The 17,004-nt window shown below is 44.1% G+C and carries 18 protein-coding genes and 1 pseudogene; 6 read left to right on the top strand and 13 right to left on the bottom strand.

Annotated features, from left to right (window positions below; all coding sequences use genetic code 11):
* Nucleotides 1-9 precede the first annotated feature (9 nt).
* Nucleotides 10-648, bottom strand: coding sequence for a bifunctional 2-keto-4-hydroxyglutarate aldolase/2-keto-3-deoxy-6-phosphogluconate aldolase (locus FD12_RS11830; protein ID WP_056983339.1), 639 nt, complete (start codon nucleotides 646-648; stop codon nucleotides 10-12).
* A gap of 182 nt (nucleotides 649-830) precedes the next feature.
* On the opposite strand from FD12_RS11830, the pseudogene FD12_RS11825 reads away from it, so the two are divergent.
* Together FD12_RS11825 and FD12_RS11820 are read left to right on the top strand one after the other, a co-directional pair.
* Nucleotides 831-1,782: pseudogene (locus tag FD12_RS11825) on the top strand (sugar kinase).
* A gap of 462 nt (nucleotides 1,783-2,244) precedes the next feature.
* Nucleotides 2,245-3,042, top strand: coding sequence for an alpha/beta hydrolase fold domain-containing protein (locus FD12_RS11820; protein ID WP_054746776.1), 798 nt, complete (start codon nucleotides 2,245-2,247; stop codon nucleotides 3,040-3,042).
* Nucleotides 3,043-3,295: 253 nt separating this feature from the next.
* Here FD12_RS11820 and FD12_RS11815 read toward each other — a convergent pair whose 3' ends face one another.
* On the bottom strand, nucleotides 3,296-4,138 hold the full coding sequence (locus FD12_RS11815; RefSeq protein ID WP_056983299.1) for a matrixin family metalloprotease: 843 nt from the start codon (nucleotides 4,136-4,138) through the stop codon (nucleotides 3,296-3,298).
* Nucleotides 4,139-4,232: 94 nt separating this feature from the next.
* The gene (locus FD12_RS11810; protein WP_054746775.1) at nucleotides 4,233-4,727 is read right to left on the bottom strand and encodes a GNAT family N-acetyltransferase; all 495 of its coding nucleotides are present in this window, start codon (nucleotides 4,725-4,727) and stop codon (nucleotides 4,233-4,235) included.
* A gap of 104 nt (nucleotides 4,728-4,831) precedes the next feature.
* Here FD12_RS11810 and FD12_RS11805 point away from each other — a divergent pair, with 104 nt between their 5' ends.
* Together FD12_RS11805 and FD12_RS11800 are read left to right on the top strand one after the other, a co-directional pair.
* Complete coding sequence (locus FD12_RS11805) at nucleotides 4,832-6,298, top strand: MFS transporter (RefSeq protein ID WP_082622256.1); 1,467 nt, start codon at nucleotides 4,832-4,834, stop codon at nucleotides 6,296-6,298.
* Nucleotides 6,299-6,375: 77 nt separating this feature from the next.
* Entirely contained in the window at nucleotides 6,376-7,317 is a 942-nt protein-coding gene (locus tag FD12_RS11800; RefSeq protein WP_056983298.1) for a phosphoglycerate dehydrogenase, read from the top strand.
* A 170-nt stretch (nucleotides 7,318-7,487) separates the two neighbouring features.
* Here FD12_RS11800 and FD12_RS11795 read toward each other — a convergent pair whose 3' ends face one another.
* Nucleotides 7,488-8,663, bottom strand: coding sequence for a MalY/PatB family protein (locus FD12_RS11795; protein ID WP_056983297.1), 1,176 nt, complete (start codon nucleotides 8,661-8,663; stop codon nucleotides 7,488-7,490).
* Entirely contained in the window at nucleotides 8,663-9,529 is an 867-nt protein-coding gene (locus tag FD12_RS11790) for a DUF3737 family protein (RefSeq protein WP_056983296.1), read from the bottom strand. The genes FD12_RS11795 and FD12_RS11790 overlap by 1 nt, the downstream gene beginning before the upstream one ends.
* Before the next feature lie 175 nt (nucleotides 9,530-9,704).
* On the opposite strand from FD12_RS11790, the gene FD12_RS11785 reads away from it, so the two are divergent.
* Nucleotides 9,705-9,938 (top strand): hypothetical protein, encoded by a 234-nt coding sequence (locus FD12_RS11785; protein ID WP_056983295.1) that lies wholly within the window; start codon nucleotides 9,705-9,707, stop codon nucleotides 9,936-9,938.
* A 169-nt stretch (nucleotides 9,939-10,107) separates the two neighbouring features.
* On the opposite strand, the gene FD12_RS11780 is transcribed toward FD12_RS11785, so the two are convergent.
* Nucleotides 10,108-10,365, bottom strand: a complete 258-nt coding sequence (locus FD12_RS11780; protein ID WP_054746773.1) for a hypothetical protein — start codon at nucleotides 10,363-10,365, stop codon at nucleotides 10,108-10,110.
* Between the two features lie 289 nt (nucleotides 10,366-10,654).
* Here FD12_RS11780 and FD12_RS11775 point away from each other — a divergent pair, with 289 nt between their 5' ends.
* Entirely contained in the window at nucleotides 10,655-10,846 is a 192-nt protein-coding gene (locus FD12_RS11775) for a hypothetical protein (protein ID WP_056983294.1), read from the top strand.
* Nucleotides 10,847-11,006: 160 nt separating this feature from the next.
* Here the strand turns inward: FD12_RS11775 and FD12_RS11770 are convergent, their stop codons facing one another.
* The 7 genes from FD12_RS11770 to FD12_RS11740 form a co-directional block, all read right to left on the bottom strand.
* Nucleotides 11,007-11,933: a D-alanyl-D-alanine carboxypeptidase family protein gene (locus tag FD12_RS11770; protein ID WP_054746771.1), complete on the bottom strand. Its 927-nt coding sequence runs from the start codon at nucleotides 11,931-11,933 to the stop codon at nucleotides 11,007-11,009.
* A gap of 145 nt (nucleotides 11,934-12,078) precedes the next feature.
* A complete protein-coding gene (locus FD12_RS11765) occupies nucleotides 12,079-12,768 on the bottom strand; it encodes a GntR family transcriptional regulator (RefSeq protein WP_056983293.1) in 690 nt (229 codons plus the stop codon).
* Nucleotides 12,769-12,886: 118 nt separating this feature from the next.
* Nucleotides 12,887-13,909, bottom strand: coding sequence for a sugar kinase (locus FD12_RS11760; RefSeq protein WP_054749103.1), 1,023 nt, complete (start codon nucleotides 13,907-13,909; stop codon nucleotides 12,887-12,889).
* Nucleotides 13,910-14,223: 314 nt separating this feature from the next.
* Nucleotides 14,224-14,967 carry a DUF975 family protein gene (locus FD12_RS11755; RefSeq protein ID WP_056983292.1) on the bottom strand — a complete coding sequence of 248 codons (744 nt, stop codon included), beginning with the start codon at nucleotides 14,965-14,967 and terminating at the stop codon, nucleotides 14,224-14,226.
* 170 nt (nucleotides 14,968-15,137) lie between these two features.
* Nucleotides 15,138-15,518: a hypothetical protein gene (locus FD12_RS11750; RefSeq protein WP_056983291.1), complete on the bottom strand. Its 381-nt coding sequence runs from the start codon at nucleotides 15,516-15,518 to the stop codon at nucleotides 15,138-15,140.
* Between the two features lie 136 nt (nucleotides 15,519-15,654).
* Nucleotides 15,655-16,338 carry a type 1 glutamine amidotransferase gene (locus FD12_RS11745; RefSeq protein WP_054749104.1) on the bottom strand — a complete coding sequence of 228 codons (684 nt, stop codon included), beginning with the start codon at nucleotides 16,336-16,338 and terminating at the stop codon, nucleotides 15,655-15,657.
* A gap of 9 nt (nucleotides 16,339-16,347) precedes the next feature.
* A complete protein-coding gene (locus FD12_RS11740; RefSeq protein WP_056983290.1) occupies nucleotides 16,348-16,821 on the bottom strand; it encodes a DUF1836 domain-containing protein in 474 nt (157 codons plus the stop codon).
* Between the last annotated feature and the right edge of the window lie 183 nt (nucleotides 16,822-17,004).

Below are 17,004 nucleotides of genomic sequence, written 5' to 3'. Positions count from 1 at the left end.
TGTTCGATGTTATTTCGAACGAATTTCCTTTAATTTTTGAATATATTCCTTGGCATTTTCGGTTACCTGATCATAGTCACCCGTTTCACCAGGGCCGACTAAATTGCCACCAGCACCGACACAAACGGCTCCTGCTGCGAACCATTTGTCCAAGTTGTCTAAATTAACGCCACCGGTTGGCATGATGTTGAGTTGTGGGAATGGTGCCTTAACCGCACTGATCATCTTTGACCCGGCAACACTGGCAGGGAAAAGCTTAACGATGTCTGAACCGCCTTCAAGAGCACGTTGCATCTCGGTCATGGTGCTGCAGCCTGGCAGATAAGGGACTTGGTACAGGTTACATAAATTGGCGATGTCTGCATCATAGGTAGGGCTGACAATGTAGCCAGCGCCGGCCATCATGGCAAGTCTTGCGGACGTCACATCCAGAACAGTTCCGGCACCAATCACCCCATCTGGCAGCTCTTCGGTTAACTTGGCGATTACTTGGTCTGCGTGAGGAACTGTGAAAGTCAATTCAATTCCCATGACGCCACCCTTGATCGCTGCCTTACTGATTTTTTCGGCTTTTTCCGGTGTATCGGCTCGGACGACGGCGATAATACCAGCATCAACGATTTTCTTGAGGTTCTGAACCCGATTCATACTCATAGTATAAGCTCCTTTTATTTTGCTTGGTTCTGTATTATAATATTAATATATTACATACACATATTAATATATTACTTTTAACGGAATTTTGCAACGCTTTAGAATGAAGAACTGGATTTTGATTGATTTTATTTTTGGATATCATTGTAAGCGCTTAATATGGAGGCATAATAATTATGAGTGAATTTCTAACGATTGGTGAACCGATTAGCTTGTTTGCTTCACAGGATGCTGATCAAACGTTGGCGGACGCAACCCATTTTCAGAAGTTTTTAGCTGGTGCGGAAGTAAATGTGTCGGTTGGCGTTTCTCGGCTGGGCCATCGTGTCGAATATGTGAGACGATCCCATGGGTGAGTTTGTCAACAAGCAGTTGGAAGCTAATCACATATTGACGGACTATATTGACAGCACTTCAAAATACTGGACGGCATTCCAATTAAAGCAGCGGGTAACAAAGGGAGATCCTGGCATTTATTACTATCGCCGCAATTCGGCAGCCGCTCATTTTGACAAACAGACGCTGGATCATATTGATTTTGAAGGCGTTAAGCTGGTGCACTTATCAGGCATTTTCCCAGCGATCTCCGAGCAGGCGCTGGTTGCGTTCAAGTATTTGCTTCATCTCATTGCCCAGCATCCGACTATCCGGACAACCTTTGATCCGAATTTACGACCCCAACTTTGGTCTTCGCAGGAAAAGATGGTCAAAACACTTAATGAACTGGCTTCACACGCCAACGTGATTTTACCTGGTGTTAATGAAGGCGAGATTCTGATGGGGAGCCGGGATCCCGAAAAGATTGCCGATTTCTACTTGGCAAATGGTGAGGTTACCGACACAGTTATTGTGAAGATTGGTGCCAAGGGGGCTTTTGTGAAAACGAGGGCAGGCCAGGCGACCATAGTTCCCGGCTATTCCGTTGATCAGGTGATTGACACGGTTGGGGCAGGCGATGGCTTCGCGGTCGGTGTGATTACCGGTTTGCTGGAAGGCTTGTCTACCGAAGAGGCTGCCCGCAGGGGGAATGCAATTGGATCACTGGCGGTTCAGGCACCGGGAGACAATGATGGTTACCCAACTCGGGATCAATTGGCTGCCTATCAAAACGATGAACAACGCGTATAAAACCATAAAAGGTCACTTTAGTTGACCCACGAATTTTCTGGGGAGATACTTCAGGTGTGAACGATGTTGATATGAGGACAGCTCCTCCAAGCAGGGATCTGTATGTAAGCACCTCGAACAAAAATTCCCAAAACCGGAATTTCCGTTCAAGGTGCTTACACTCCGACCCCTAACCGCTTGGATCCGCTCACTTATTTTTAGGACAGCTCCTCCAAGCAATAACCTGCGCATAAGCACTTGATCTGTAAATCCAGAACCGGGATTTTCAGATCAAGACACTTATGCTTCGGTTATTCCCGCTTGGATCAGCTCACTTATTTTTAGGACAGCTGCGTAAAGCAGAAACCTGCACGTAAGCACCACTGAGAAAAATTCCAAAACCAGGAATTTCTCTCAGCAGCGACTTACGCTCCGGTTTCTAACCGCTTTACTTCGCTCACTTATTTTGAGGAGGAATCTATCTTGACAAACTATGTAATTAAAACGGATGTTGACTATGATCCGGTTAATCATCAACTGACCGACATTTACTATGATGGTGACTTGAAACAAAGTCGTGGGGCCATCATTGACATTCACGGTGGGGGTTGGTTCCGGGGGAATAAAACTAAAGACGCCGATTCATCGAAACGCTTTGTGGATGAAGGCTACTTGGTTGTGACCCCGGCTTATCGAATTACCCCAAAGGCTTTTTATCCCGCTCCCTTGGAAGATATGGATCACATTTATGAATGGCTGGTTAAGTCGGATTTACCATTTGATCACGCGCACATTGGCGCCTTTGGTTCGTCTGCCGGTGGCAATATGACCGTTGAATTGGCAATTAAATATGGCATTCCAATTGTCTCATTATCCGGTATTTTAGATATTGATAAATGGCTCGGTGAACATGTTGGAGTGGTTGCCGAAGAAGGCGACACCAGTGGCTTCAATTCCACAGCCAGTGCGAAAATTAATCAGGATGGGGCCAACGATCCATTTTACAAATGGTTTGTGACCAACTACTTTGGTGGCCGCACGGACCAATATGAAGCCGCAACGCCGGTCCATCGGGTAAACGATCAGACTGGCCAAATGTATCTGGGTAATTCCCTCAATGAATTTGTGCCCACCAGTGGAGTTCTCGACATGGCCAAAGCCCTCACGGATCACCAAATTCCGTATCAAACCAGAATGATTCCGGGAAGCCGCCACGCCAAAGGGTACTTGGATGATGTGTGGGATGATTTGGTCCTATTCTTTGATCGAACGATGAAATAAAAAAATGCACCCAAACAGTTTGACATCATGATAAAAGGCTGGGGCATATATTAATTTTCAATCGATGATCATTCACATAGATCCCCATAGCCACCTAGATAAAAGCTGCGCCAAACGGCTGATCCCGGCCATTTAACAAAAATGACCAACTATTCCAAAATCAGGAATAATTGGTCATTTTCGTTAAATTCTGGGATCAAATCGCCTAATGTCCCAGTCTGTTTTATTGATAGTTAATTTTTCGACCCAAGTTTTACCAATAGCCGATTGACTTGGTGAGTTTTGCCCGATTAATATCGCGAGTTGATAATTTACCAGTTAAAATCGCAAATGAATTGTCGACAATTTTATAATCGTTCCAAGTGTACTTGAAATCCGAACCGGCAGATTCAAACTCCGATGCCATAATATCGTTGGAGTAGGGGGTATGATCCAATCCCAAGCTGTGCCCCAATTCGTGAGTGATGACCGCTGTCCAATAGCGCTTGTATTGATGTTGGTAAGCGGCCGAGTTAGGTGAGGAGGCTCCGGCCATTTTGTCGCCAGTTAAATCGGTATAAACCGCCGGCAGGTAGTTGGCGTTATTGTAAAAATTGGCGTTGACGTAGACTTTGTTGGTTTGATAGTAGCCATCCCAGGAACCATCCGCGGAGGTTGGCCCGTCTTTCATATTGACGGTGATGGTATGGTTGGTAGCTGTGCCAATTCGAAATACCTTGGTGCCCAAAGCGACATTCCAATTCTTGATTGCTGCAGTGACATAGCCGGTCTCTCGAAGTTCAGCTGAAGGAACGTAAACGGTTGCCTGATGATGTTTGAAGACAGTCGGTTTACTCATCCGTTGGACGTTATAATTCTTATTAAAGAGGGTAAAATAGCTGTAGTAAGTGCGAAAAGAAAAATGCCGGACGCTACTGGTTGGATTAAGGTCCGGGGTTTGTTTGATTGCTTTAGCGAGTGTTTGCCGATTGACTGATTTGGTAGTCTTTGCAGCTACCGTGACCGCAGACGTTGGATTTGTTGGTGTCGAAACAAATGGCGCTGCCAGAACGGCTGTCAAGCCAATTAATAGTAAGGATCGTTTAATCTGGTGCATGGTCTCATCCCCTAATGTAAGCGTTTCAAGTTCCGCCTGAATCATATCATTTATCTGGAATCATATCAAAAAATACTGGAAAAAGGATTGGCGATCATGGTCGCAGTTCTCGTACCATGTTGTACCAAGTTTCACCTGCATGATCAGATGCCGAAACGCCCTCGTTTACATAACCGTGGCGTTCATAGAATGGAATCAACTCTTTTAAGCAGGTGAGCGTCACTGCTTTGCGGCCTTGGACTTTGGCAACCATTGCCAATTCATCGAGCAATTTACCGCCAATGCCTAACCCTTGGAAGGCGGGATGGACGACTAGGCTCAAAACGGTTTGGTACTCGTCGGTCGAACTATTGGGGTGGGAGGTTTCAAACAGGTCATCAGCCAAATACCGCCGATGATATGCTGGGCCAACAATGTAGCCGGCAACCTTGTCTTTGGCATTGGCCACGATGAACGTATCGGGATACAGCTTAATGCGGTTTTCCATGGCTGCTTCAGTCGCTGCTTCAGCTGGAGAAAAGCCGGTTTGCTCAATAACCATAATCTCTGGTAATTGGCTGAGCTTAGCCGACTGGTAAGTAATTTTCAAAGTGAATAACTCCATTTCCAGTTTGGATATTTTGGCTGGGTGCTGGTTTTCACCCAACCGAGAATAGTATAATAGTAACATTGATTAGAAGTGAGATGAATTTAATGAATGAAAAAGAATCTTTGCATCAGGACCATAACAAGCGGTGGGTAATCATGACGGCGGTATTTATCGCCACGTTCATGACCTCCGTTGAAGTCACAATTGTGACCACGGCGTTACCGTCAATTATCAGTGAACTGCACGGATTGGCATTTCAAAGCTGGATCATGAGCGCTTACTTACTGATGACGGCAATTACCACGCCAATATACGGCAAGTTGGCGGATACCCTCGGGCGACGCAACGTCTTTCAATGGGGCGTGATTGTGTTCACGCTGGGTTCTTGTCTGAGTGGGCTGGCCCCCTCTATTTTGATTTTAATCTTTGCCAGGGCGATTCAGGGAATTGGCGCTGGGGCAGTTATGCCATTGACGTTTACAATCATTGCCGACAATTTCAGCTTCAAGGAACGGGCCAATGTTTTGGCGTTTAATAATACCGCTTGGGGATTGTCCGCGCTGGTTGGACCGTTGATTGGTGGTTTCTTAGTCGATCAGCTCTCCTGGCACTGGGTGTTCTTCGTGAACGTTCCACTGGGATTATTTGTCGCCTTACTGGTGTGGCTGGGATATCATGAAAAAGTTGAAGGGAAGCAAAAGCTGACGATTGATTGGCTGGGCATTACTTGGCTGACTGTCTTTTTAGTCGGCCTGCTGCTGGCGATCCAATTCATTGATACGAAACCACTGCCGGCGTTGGGATTATTTATCATTGCCTTCATCGGCTTAGGATTACTGGTCAGGCAGGAACGCAGGTTTACTGATCCGCTGATGTCACCGAAGATGTTTCATTCAGCAACCTTTACGATCCAAATTGCCACCGCGATGATTTTGAGCGGTGTTCTGATCGGCTATCAAGTGTACTTTCCAATTTGGCTGCAATCGTTATACCACGTCTCAGCAACCGGTGCCGGCCTAGTGGTGACTTCCAGTTCGATTATGTGGCTGCTGGCCTCATTTGCGGTCGGGACGCTCATTGCTAAATACGTCCCAAAGTGGATCGCTGTGAGCTTGATTGGTGTGATGCTAATTGGCTACGTCTGCCTGATTTTTGCTGGGCACTCGTTTCCAGTCTGGGCATTCTATGTGATCGCGATGCTAAATGGAACCGGGATGGGCATCATTATCAGTATGAACACGATTTTGAGCCAGCATTTAGTGCCGACAAACATGGTTGGTTCGGCCACTTCGATATTGACACTTGGCCGGTCGCTGGGTCAGACCGTGATGGCCGGAATCTATGGCGCCATTTTGAATTTTGTCATTCGCCTGCAATTACATGGTGAATTGACGTTTGCGAAAGTGAATCGGGTGATCAGCTCCAAGCAGCGGCTGCCGATCCCTAATCAAGCCGCCATTGATCCCATTGTTCTGACTGCGCTGCATATGGTGTTTGTCGCCGTGGTCGCAATGCTGATTGTGGCCGTGATTATCAATTGGTTGGATCCAAATAAGAAAATTGTGAAATAAACTCGGCGATTGTTAACTTGATTAGTTGGGTCAATTGCGAGATTATAACCTTAATAATGGTGTAAATGGAGGCAGTTATGGCTAAAAAAGTTGTGGTTCCAGAATCTCTGTCAGAGGATGGCAAAAAATATCTAACTGATCGCGGAATTGAACTGGTTGAAGTTCCAACGACCAGTGGTGAAAATATTTTAAAATATGGTCAGGATGCTGATGGCATTATTTTATTTGTCGATTCGATCGGCGAAGATGTGGTTGCTCAAATGCCTAATCTAAAAATCATCGCCCGTCATGGGGTTGGCTACGATAATGTTGATCTCGATGCCAGTGCCAAACATGGTGTCTGGGTTACAATTACGCCCCATGCAAATGCGGCGACTGTGGCTGAAACCACCATCGCTGAAATATTTGATTTATCGAAAAATCTTACCAATATTTCCAATGCCATGCGCCGAGGTGATAGTGGTTACGAGATGAAGCATCGCGGATTCGACCTATCAGGCAAAACCCTTGGGATCATGGGATATGGTCGAATTGGCCACTGGGTTGCCAAGAAGGCCAGTGCTTTGGACATGAACATTTTAATTTATAACCGCACGCCAAAAGAGTCTGCTTATGGTAAATTCGTTGATTTTGACACGGTCATTAAAGAAGCCGACGTGTTAACGCTGCATTTAGCATCAACGCCAGAAACCAAACATATCATTGGCAAGCAACAGCTAGCCGCAATGAAAGCTTCCAGCGTGATTGTTAACCTGGGACGCGGCAGCTTAATTGATGAAGCTGCATTGATTGAAGCCTTACGTAACCGGACGATTGCCGGCGCTGCCCTGGATGTCTTTGAAAAAGAGCCACTACCAAAAGAGAGTCCGCTCTTTACGTTGGATAATGTTTTACTGACACCCCACATCGGGTCCAACACCGTTGAGAGTTTCTCGCGGATGGCAACTGACGCAGCTAGCGAAGTGGTAAGGGTGCTGGATGGTGAGAAGCCTCAGTGGCCGGTGAACGAAGTTAAATAAGGTAGCTAGTCTCATATGTGTAAAGGACTGGCACGAATCGATTTGATTCAAAGAGTTACTAAAGAAGGGCAACCATTTCTCAATCTGGAATGGTTGTCCTTCTTTAATGAATTTTGTGAGTCAGCTTCTTGTAATAATTATTTTACAAATAATAGTGGTCTAATCTGATATCATTTTTCTTGTTGAAGATACAGATGAATCCCTTTTTCAAGCCGGTGCAATCCATCTGCCAGCATTGTTTCAGGACAAGCGATATTGATTCGTAAGAATTGGTGACCATTGCCGCCATACTCGGAGCCGTTTGAAACGAATAAGCCGGTTTCTTTTCTGATGAAGGCCTCCAAATCGTCCGTGTTATCAGTGATTTGGCTACAATCTAACCAACTCAAATAGGTTGCGTGAGATGGAACTACGCTGATTTCTGGAATCGATTGGGCGCAGTAATCAACGAGGGTTTGATGACTCTTTTTTATCTGTTGTTTCAATTCTGCCAACCATTGATGGCCTTTTGTATAGGCAGCAATGGTTCCTGGGATCGCCAATAAGTTTGGCTCGCCAAGTTCATCGTTATTAATACCGCGGTTAACGTTGTTTCGCAGGGCTTCATTTGGCACGATCACCGTTGCGGCGTGCAGGGCGGCAACGTTAAATGTCTTGCTGGGGGATACACAGATGATCGCGTTTTGAATCAATTCTTCAGGCAAGCTGAAGAGCGGGGTGTAGTCAGGCTGGTCAAAAACCAAATCGCCATGGATTTCGTCGCTCAACAACGTGACAGAATGTTGATTACAAAGCTCAACGATCTTTGTCAGCTCGTCTTTTGACCAGACTTTGCCCACCGGATTGTGGGGATTACATAGGATCATCATCGTGCTCAGCGGGTCAGCTAATTTAGCTTCCAGATCGGCAAAATCAATGCTGTACTGGTGACTTTGCGGATCATAGGTTAAATCGCTGGATAAGACATGGCGGCCATTATTCACGATTGAATGATAGAAGATATTGTAAACCGGCGCCTGAACCACGACGTTATCGCCAACATTGCTGACACGGCGCACAGCTGATGAAATTGCGGGAACGACACCCGTGCAGAATAGCATCCAGTCAGGATTTGCACTGGCATGGTGTTCCTGCTGGTACCAATCAGCAACGGCCTGAAAATAATTTGGGTGAGGTTCCTCGTAGCCAAAGATCCCAAATTCGACTTTTTGTTTCATTGCCGCAATGATCTCTGGTGCGGCTTTGAAATCCATGTCAGCGACCCACATTGGTAATTCATTGGTTTTTACATCCCACTTGACAGAATCAGTATTCCGACGGGGAATAATCGACGTAAAATCATACATCAGGCAGTCTCCTTTCCCTGGGCCTTGTCATCAGTGATAATGGTGGTCTTGCTGGGGTTAACCTTTGTTGGGTCGAGAATGACCTCAGAGATTGACCGGGCATGAATCGTGCCGCTGAGCGGATTCTTAACGCTCATGATATTCGAGTTAATCTCGGCGTCAATATCTGAGCAGTATTCAAATGCTAAGTCGGTTCGCAACAAACGACAGTTGCGCATCTTGAGATGGTCAATGTAGCAGAGCCCTTGATCGCTTTCGATGGTGCAATTAATCAAGGTGAGGTTTTTGGTATTCCAGGCTAAGTATTCACCATTGATAGTTGAATCATAGATGGTGACATTTTCGCAATTCCAAAAGGCATCTTTTGAAACAAAGGTCGAATCATGGACCTCAACGTTTTTGGCACCGTCAAAGACGTAATTACCAATTAAGTTGAGATGATCGACATAGATGTTTGAACTATTCATCCCAAAATAGTCGCCGCTGGCCTGAACATTATTGAGGTTGATATCTTCGCAGTTCCAAAGGGTTTCCTCAGCATTTGAAAAATGATCATTTGTTAACCTGATATTTGAGCTGCGACGGAAAATCTTGGGTGCTTGAATTGAACTGTCTTTAATCGAAATATCATGGGTGTACCAGATCCCAGATCGAGCCATGGTTTCTAAAATAGAATGAGTGACTTGAATGTGGCGGCTATACCACAATGGGTATTTCCAAGTAAAAATAGAATCCGTTAATTGAATGTTTTGACTTTCCTTCAATGGAGACTCACCCTTACCGAAGGTGGTGCCTTCGATGACTGCGTTGGTTTCAGCGAACAATGGTCGTTCGCCTTCAAAGTATTGATTGTGGTATTGTTTCATGAGTTCTCCTTTCAAAATCATAATTAATGATGCGATTGGTTGAATAAGGTATAGGTTTAGTATAGTCACTTTAATTGAAGAACTGAACCGATAATTATTTTGGAAGCGATTTAATAATAGTCGGTCCGGTTATCGCTTCAGGGCCCTGCTATAATAAAAGGTGGAGGTGCTAGCAATGACAACAATTTATTTAGACCCTTCAAAAAAGAAGGAACAGATCGTTAAGCTGTCGGATGGTAGTCGGGGTGTCATGCAGGCGAAGAAAGAAAAGGGTGGCGTGGCTTATGACTTTGAATTTTATAGCCACATGCACCCAAGTTTCTTGGTGACCCATGCGCCAGTTAACGGAGATGTTGAGACGGTTCATTCAATTGATGGTGAACAGCAGTTTAAGTTTAAGTGGAATTGATGGATTTGGATAAGCACTATTTTTCAGTTATTTTTTGAAAAAAAGGGATCTGGCTACAAAGTCGTTCCGACAATATAAGCCAATCACCCAAACATTCTGAAATTGAATGTCTGGGTGGCTGGCTTATGTTGTAAAATCAACTGCTTTTAAAGCTCGTTTGAGCCTGCTTTTACTGCAAACGCATGTGATAAATAAGCTTGAACTTCGGTTGGGGTTCGCCAATCTGAGTTCGGCGGTCGTTGGCCGGATGAAGGTGTTTGCTTTCTTGCTCCTCACAGTCACGAAGGGTCAACAGCATCTTTGCTTCGCCATCCCCGTTGGCGGCCCGAAATTCTAGTTCATTTCTGGCAAATCTGGCAACCATCGCTTCGGAAAAGCAATGGGGATGTAGTTTTTGAAAAAGATCGTAATTACTTTCGTTTTCCATTAGTCAATTTCCCTCTATGTAATAACTTCAAATTTATAAATACACGACTATAACGTTATTATTTTCTGTTTGTGAAGTCAATATTGATTATGAGCTTGAACCGTGAAACAGGTTCGCTGAAAACGGTTTAATAAATATTTAATAATCCCGGAATCCCTATGGATATTGAGGATAGCCGCTTAATCAGAAAAGGTCAGAGTATTTTTCTTGACTCTTTGTGAATTCGCGGTAAACTTATGACAATTTCCTAAAAGTTTATCGGGAAATAAATCAAGAAAAGAGGTATTTAATGACACTTTTAATTTTGGCTATGGCAGCCGTTGCCGGTTACTACTACTTCAAAAACACCCAATCACGAACTCGGACTAACCGTTATCAAAGTACCCAGGATCCCCACGCATATGCGTATGCTCGCAATGAACATCCAGAAATTTTGGATAAGGGGCAGGGCACTGGCCGACCGAGAAAAAATATCAATTAAGTGAGCAATCCTTAATCATGAACATCATGGATTAGGGAAAGTTAACGACTAAAATCGAAGCAAAAAGGAGCCCCATCAAAGTCGATCGTCATTGACTTTGATGGGGCTCCTTTTTGGAATTCCTGATGTTTGTGGTGAATCGCTGCAAATCTACTACAGACTAAGCTAAATGATGATTATAAACGTAATTCATCAATGAACGGGTTTCGGTAAACTCGTTTTCGTCATGCAGGACAACTGTAATGATTCGGTCGTGGCCTGATTTGCGGCCAGTTCCAACAAAGCAGTAACCCGCAGGAATGGTGTAACCGGTTTTTAAACCGTCAACCTTGAGGGATGCTTGGTAATACTTGCGACCGGGCAATAAATTGTTGTAGTTGTACAGCTTTTGACCACTCACAGTCATTGATTTAACTGATGCATCGGTTAACACGTCGTTGAAATCAGTGACGTAATTCTTGGCAATTTTGGCGAGATCGTTTGACGATACCATATTGGCGTTAGCGCCACCGATGTTATAGCCATATGGTGAAAGGCTATTCTGTTCCATCCCTGAAGATGAAACAAAGTGGGTGTGCTTTAATTTCCATTCTTTTGCCTGGGCATTCATCATTGAAATGAACTTCTTGTTGTACTTGGGGGTTGAACCGCCTGCCACCCATTGGCCCAATGCAATGGCGGCGTTGTTTGACGATTCAATCAAGCCGGCCAAGTACAATTGCCGAACAGTATAGGAATTCTTGGTAAACTTGAAGCCACCAAAGACACTGGATTTACCAAGCTTTTTCAGCCCGGAATTGCTAGTATTAACCTTTGAACTCCAAGTACCACCGCCGTTTTCAATCTTTTCGCGAAAGAGGTAGAGGGTCATTAATTTGGTTAACGAAGCAATTGGTCTGGCAGTATTACCTGCCTTGGACCAAACAACTTTATTTGTGTTAACATTCAAAGCCGTTGCGGACTTGGCATATGTAACGGTTGGTCCCTTTGCGTTAGCAGTGGTCGCTTGGGCACTCAGGCCGATTCCAAACGTGAACACTGCAGCGCATGTGACGAAGGCTGTTTTCAGCCATTGATTCATTTTCATTCTGACACGCTCCTCTTTAACTTACTGTTGAAAATTGTAACATGGTGAACAGGCTGCATTCTACGTTTTAACTAAACTGTAAAAGAGGGGAGTCCCAATCAATTTTAGAAGGAACTCAAAAGCGCGACAAAAAAGCGATCCGAAATCAGATCGCGTGTTGTTGGTACATAATATTAATATTTTTGAAATAATCGGAAAATTCAGAAATCACTGACTGCTGTTCATTGAGCATCAGTTCAAGGTGATTGTAGATTAACTTTTCTGCTTTATCTGGGTCATGCTCAGCCAGAGAGCTGATAATTGCCTGGTGTTCATCAGTTAACACCGTAAGTGGCAATTTATGATCATATACCCTGAGCAGTCGATAGCGGTTGAGGTCGGTACTAAAGGCCAATTGCCAATCCCAAATGGCCAATTTATCGGCAAATTGGTACATCTTGCGGTGGAATTCGTTATCTAAATTGAACGATAAGTTGATGTCTTCATCAAGGGCGGCATTATTTTGCTGAGTAACGATATTCGCCAGTTCAGCGATTTGAATTTTAGTAGCCGTACTGGCGATTGATCTGACGATTGTTTTCTCCAGCGTTTGGCGGACAAACCTCGCATCCAAGGCATTTTTTAAATTAATCTTTGTCACGTAAGTACCACTTTGAGGCATTGAATACAATAACTGATCACGCTTCAACCGCAACATGGCCTCTCTGACAGGTGTTCGACTAACCCCCAATTGTTCCTCGAACTGTTTGTCAGATACCTGTTGGCCTGGACGAAGCTTTAGGGTCATAATCTGATTATAAATAGTATGATAAGTTTTATCCTGTAAACTCTCCAAGTTATCCCCCGTCTTCCATGTCAAGTATTTGAACTTATAGTAACACAGAAGACAAAGCTTGAGTGATTAAAAAATTCTTAAATGCCTAAACAATCAGTAATGGTAAGGCTTTCGAAAATTAGCGATTCATATTATTTCCATTGGCTGCCATGATGGCTCTAATTTCTTGATCAGTTGCCAAATTAAAATCACCGGGGATTGTTAATTTTAGAACTGCGGCTGCCATGGCGTAATTTAATTGATCCCGGGGCGTGAATTGATGCAAGAAGCCATGAATCATGCCAGCACCAAACGCATCGCCACTGGCCACTTCGGCATTAACGTTGATGTCATAAGCAGGACTTTCGTAAAACTGGCCATCCCGTAACATCAACGATGCCCATTTGCCATGTTGAACGGAGTAAATATTGCGCACAATGCTACCAACCGTGTGAACACTTGGATACATATCGGTAATTAAGCTCATGCTGTCTTCAAATGACATCTTTTGGTCGATGACGCTGCTGCGGTCGCCATTAAAGGCAGTCTCGATGCCAAACGCGTCAAAAATATCTTCATCATGGACGAGGCAAATATTGACGTAGGGCATGATTTGTTCGTTAAAGGCAATGGCATCCGCTGATGACCAGAGCTTGCCCCGGTAATTGGCGTCGTAAACCACGGGGATTTGCTGTTGCTTACAAACTTTGACGGCGGCCAATAAAGCGGTTTGTAATTCTTCTGAGAGTGCCGGGGTGATGCCCGAAATATAAAAGTAGCTGGTAGCTGCCAGTAGTGTGCTCCAATCGTAATCGCCGGCCTTGGATGCCGCAAAGGTGCTGTTAGCACGATCGTAAATCACTTCGCTGGGACGGATGCCGTTACCACGTTGAAGAAAGTAAATTCCCAAGCGACTGCCGCCACGGAGAATTTTGGTTGTATCGACACCAAATTTGGCAACCGCCGCTGCCGCAGCGTTGCCTAAGTCGTTTTCTGGGAGCTTGGTCACGTAGGCAACCTGATCCCCCAGCTGGGCCAATGAAACGGCAACGTTGGCTTCAGCGCCGCCGTAATTTGCATCGAAATGAGTTGACTGCATTAATTTGTCATTACCAGGAGTTGTTAATCTGAGCATGATTTCCCCGAACGTTGTGACCTGCATGTGAATATCCCCAATCTAATAGTCTGATGTGATGAAATCCTTATTGCCATTATCGTACCACAATCGTCTTTTTGAACCATGCTTTAGATGAAGTCCCTGGAATACAAAAAGAGGCCGTGATATTAGTCTGCGAGTGTTTATAAATGCAACTTGGCTTTCCCTTCTTATATTGATAAAATTTGCGACAAACGGCTGATCCCCACCATTTAAGTGAAAAAAGTAATGCATTCTGGTTTTGGAATGCATTACTTTTTTCGCTTAAATTCTGGGATCAAATCGCCTTTCGTCCCAATCTCCGAATAAAACAGATGAGATTACTGTTTAGAATCGTCAGAGGTATCATCGCTTGATGAACTGTCTGACGAGTCAATTGATTGTTGTGGCGCATCGATAACCGAAGTGGTGGGCTGAACAGTTTGCTGATCGGCCAGTTCGTTGTAGAAGTTCGCAAAGCTCAACGTATAGTAAGGTTGAACCCAGATAGCTGCAATTCCAAAGGTGATGAGAACCACCAAGCCCCAACCGATGAAGCTCAGGATCATCACGAAGTATTCCCATTTATGACCGTCCATCAATTGGCGACTCCGGGTAATCGCGTCAAGATAGCCAATTTGTTCACCATGATCAATCGCGTCCCGGTAAATATAATAGGCTTGCGAATATGAGAAGGCCTTGATAATTCCTGGAATGACCAATAATAAGGTCCACAGAAATGTGAAAATGCTAATTAAAATATACAGTAAGATTGTGCCTAAGAAGTATTCTCCTCGAGAAAAGATGGTGAATGACTTTTGCAGCGGATTCTCGTACGTTAAGGTTTGTCGAATCGCGTCGATGCTGATGAAGAACACACCGATTGTCATGATTGAAGCAAGTAGGGTGAGGAAAAACCCAATATTGACGGTCATCGTAAACGGATCACTCCGTTCCATATCGGGGACATACATGATCCCCCCAACGGCTTCCAGAATAAAGATTGGTAACCACAGTAGAAAATAAAATGAAAAATGGCTATTTAAAATACTTTTGGCATCCTTTTTTAATGCAGGCCTGTCCATTTTGACCAACTCCTATCTATATAATATGTAAATGAAAAGGTGTGATGCCCGGAATGAACATCGCACCTTCATTGTAAATTGTGTTTTGATGAGGCGGATTAAGTCGCTTTAAGACGATTGCCATCATAAAATTAATAACGAATCGTTAACGACTTAATTTGCCTAATAAATTAGTCCGCTCTTTCAAACGCACCTTTAGTAATCAATGCACTCTTAACCCAGCCTTGACCCTTTACATAAGAGAATGAACTGGTCTTCTTGGTTGCAAAGCTCTTAGCTTTCATTGTTTTGTCAACTTTGAAGGTCGTGCTTGGTTTGATCTTACCTTTTACCGTAAAGATAACGTTTGGTGTGTCGGCACCAATCGCACCCTTGTAGACAGTTACTGGATTGTCCTTAGTGTGATAGGTTGCGGCTTTTTTGAAGAATTTTGATGATGTAATGGCAAATTTATAACTCTTTGTTTTAGCCGCATTAGCAGTCATTGGTGCAACGCCAATAAAAGGTGCTGCTAAGATGGCACTTGCGACAACTGTTGCAAATTTACTCATAACTTTCTCCCCCTTTGTCTCTATCTGTAGAACCAGTTTGAGTATACAATATTACAAATCAATGTCAAATAATTGGCCCTTTGCAATCTTGATGTAATATATTCGCGATGATATTAATCAACTATGCATTGAATTGCTAATTAACATGACAAAATGTTGATAGATTATTCAAAATTTGAAACAGTAAGGTTCGGCACGTGGGATCAAATTGCGTATTTAAAATTTGATCGGGGGTTTCGTGAAATCTTGATCCTCGAATAAAATCACGATCCGCCGCAACCAATCCGCTCAGGGTCGCTGGAGTCGATTCAAGATGAAATTGCAACCCGATTCCAGAGCCAAGCTGAAATCCTTGATTTGCCCAGTCCTGACTAGAGAAGAGGTCGTTGGCATTGGCGGGGTTTTCAAAGCCTTCACCATGCCAGTGAAGAACTTGATAGGCATGATTTGCAGCAAATAAACGTTGGGCAAGTTGGCTGGTTGAAACTGGGCCGAAGCCAACTTCTTTAGGGGTGGGAATCACCTTACTGCCGAATGCCTTAGCCAATTGTTGGCCGCCTAAGCAAACGCCTAACATTGGTTTACCTGCTGTCACCACTTCCTTAATGAGCTGGCGTTCCGCTTGAATCCATGGTAAATGATCATTGGCGCTCATCGGGCCACCCAGCACAACGAGAAAACTGATTGTGTCTGCGGTTGGTAACTGATAGCCATTCTCAAATAGTGGGACCAGTTCGCGCTCATGCTGGTTCTCGGTAATCCATTGATCAATTAAGCCGGGAACTTCAAATGGGACATGTTGAATGATGGTTATTTTCATTTGGCTACCTCATTTCTCAACACTATGACGGATTAAATCTTCGACGATTAGTTTATATAGAAGAGATTGAATGGCAATTGACTGATATTGTTTGGCAGAAGCGTGGTCGTGGTCCAGGTTCTTAAGCTCATCGTTGAAAACTTTGATGAACTGATCGTAGGCTTGCGGGATTGGGTTTAGCGTCAACGCAATTTTGATTGCATCGGCAACCGTGTCCAATGATAGGATTTGCTTGAGAATGCTGACGACTAGAATTGTCGCAATATGGTCACGGGAATATCGTTTTTTTATCGGGCGGTCAACCAACCCTTTCTTGACATAACTATTGATCATTGATTTGGTGATGGTCGTGTTTGTGAGTGGGGTCAGGTACTGATTGATCTGATCGATCACCTGATCCATGTACAGGTCAATTGACGGCAGTTCAGTGTATAATGGCAATGAAATTTGTGATAATTTGTGGCCAATCGTTTGTTTGAGCATCTAAGCAGCTCCCTTGGTTTGAATATTGCTATTATGACATATTGGAGCTTGAAAATAAAGAACGTAGAATTGATGTCTACATTATCTTGACTGGATGACCATTATATCTTATGATGGTTTTAGGATAGCTGTGCAAAGCAGGGATCTGCACATAAGCACCACCAACAAAAATCCCCAAAACCG

It is taken from the genome of Lentilactobacillus rapi DSM 19907 = JCM 15042 (assembly GCF_001436255.1).
Classification (GTDB): Bacteria; Bacillota; Bacilli; order Lactobacillales; family Lactobacillaceae; genus Lentilactobacillus; species Lentilactobacillus rapi.
Note: the sequence above shows the minus strand (reverse complement) of the source record. Positions and strands in the feature narration are given on the sequence as shown.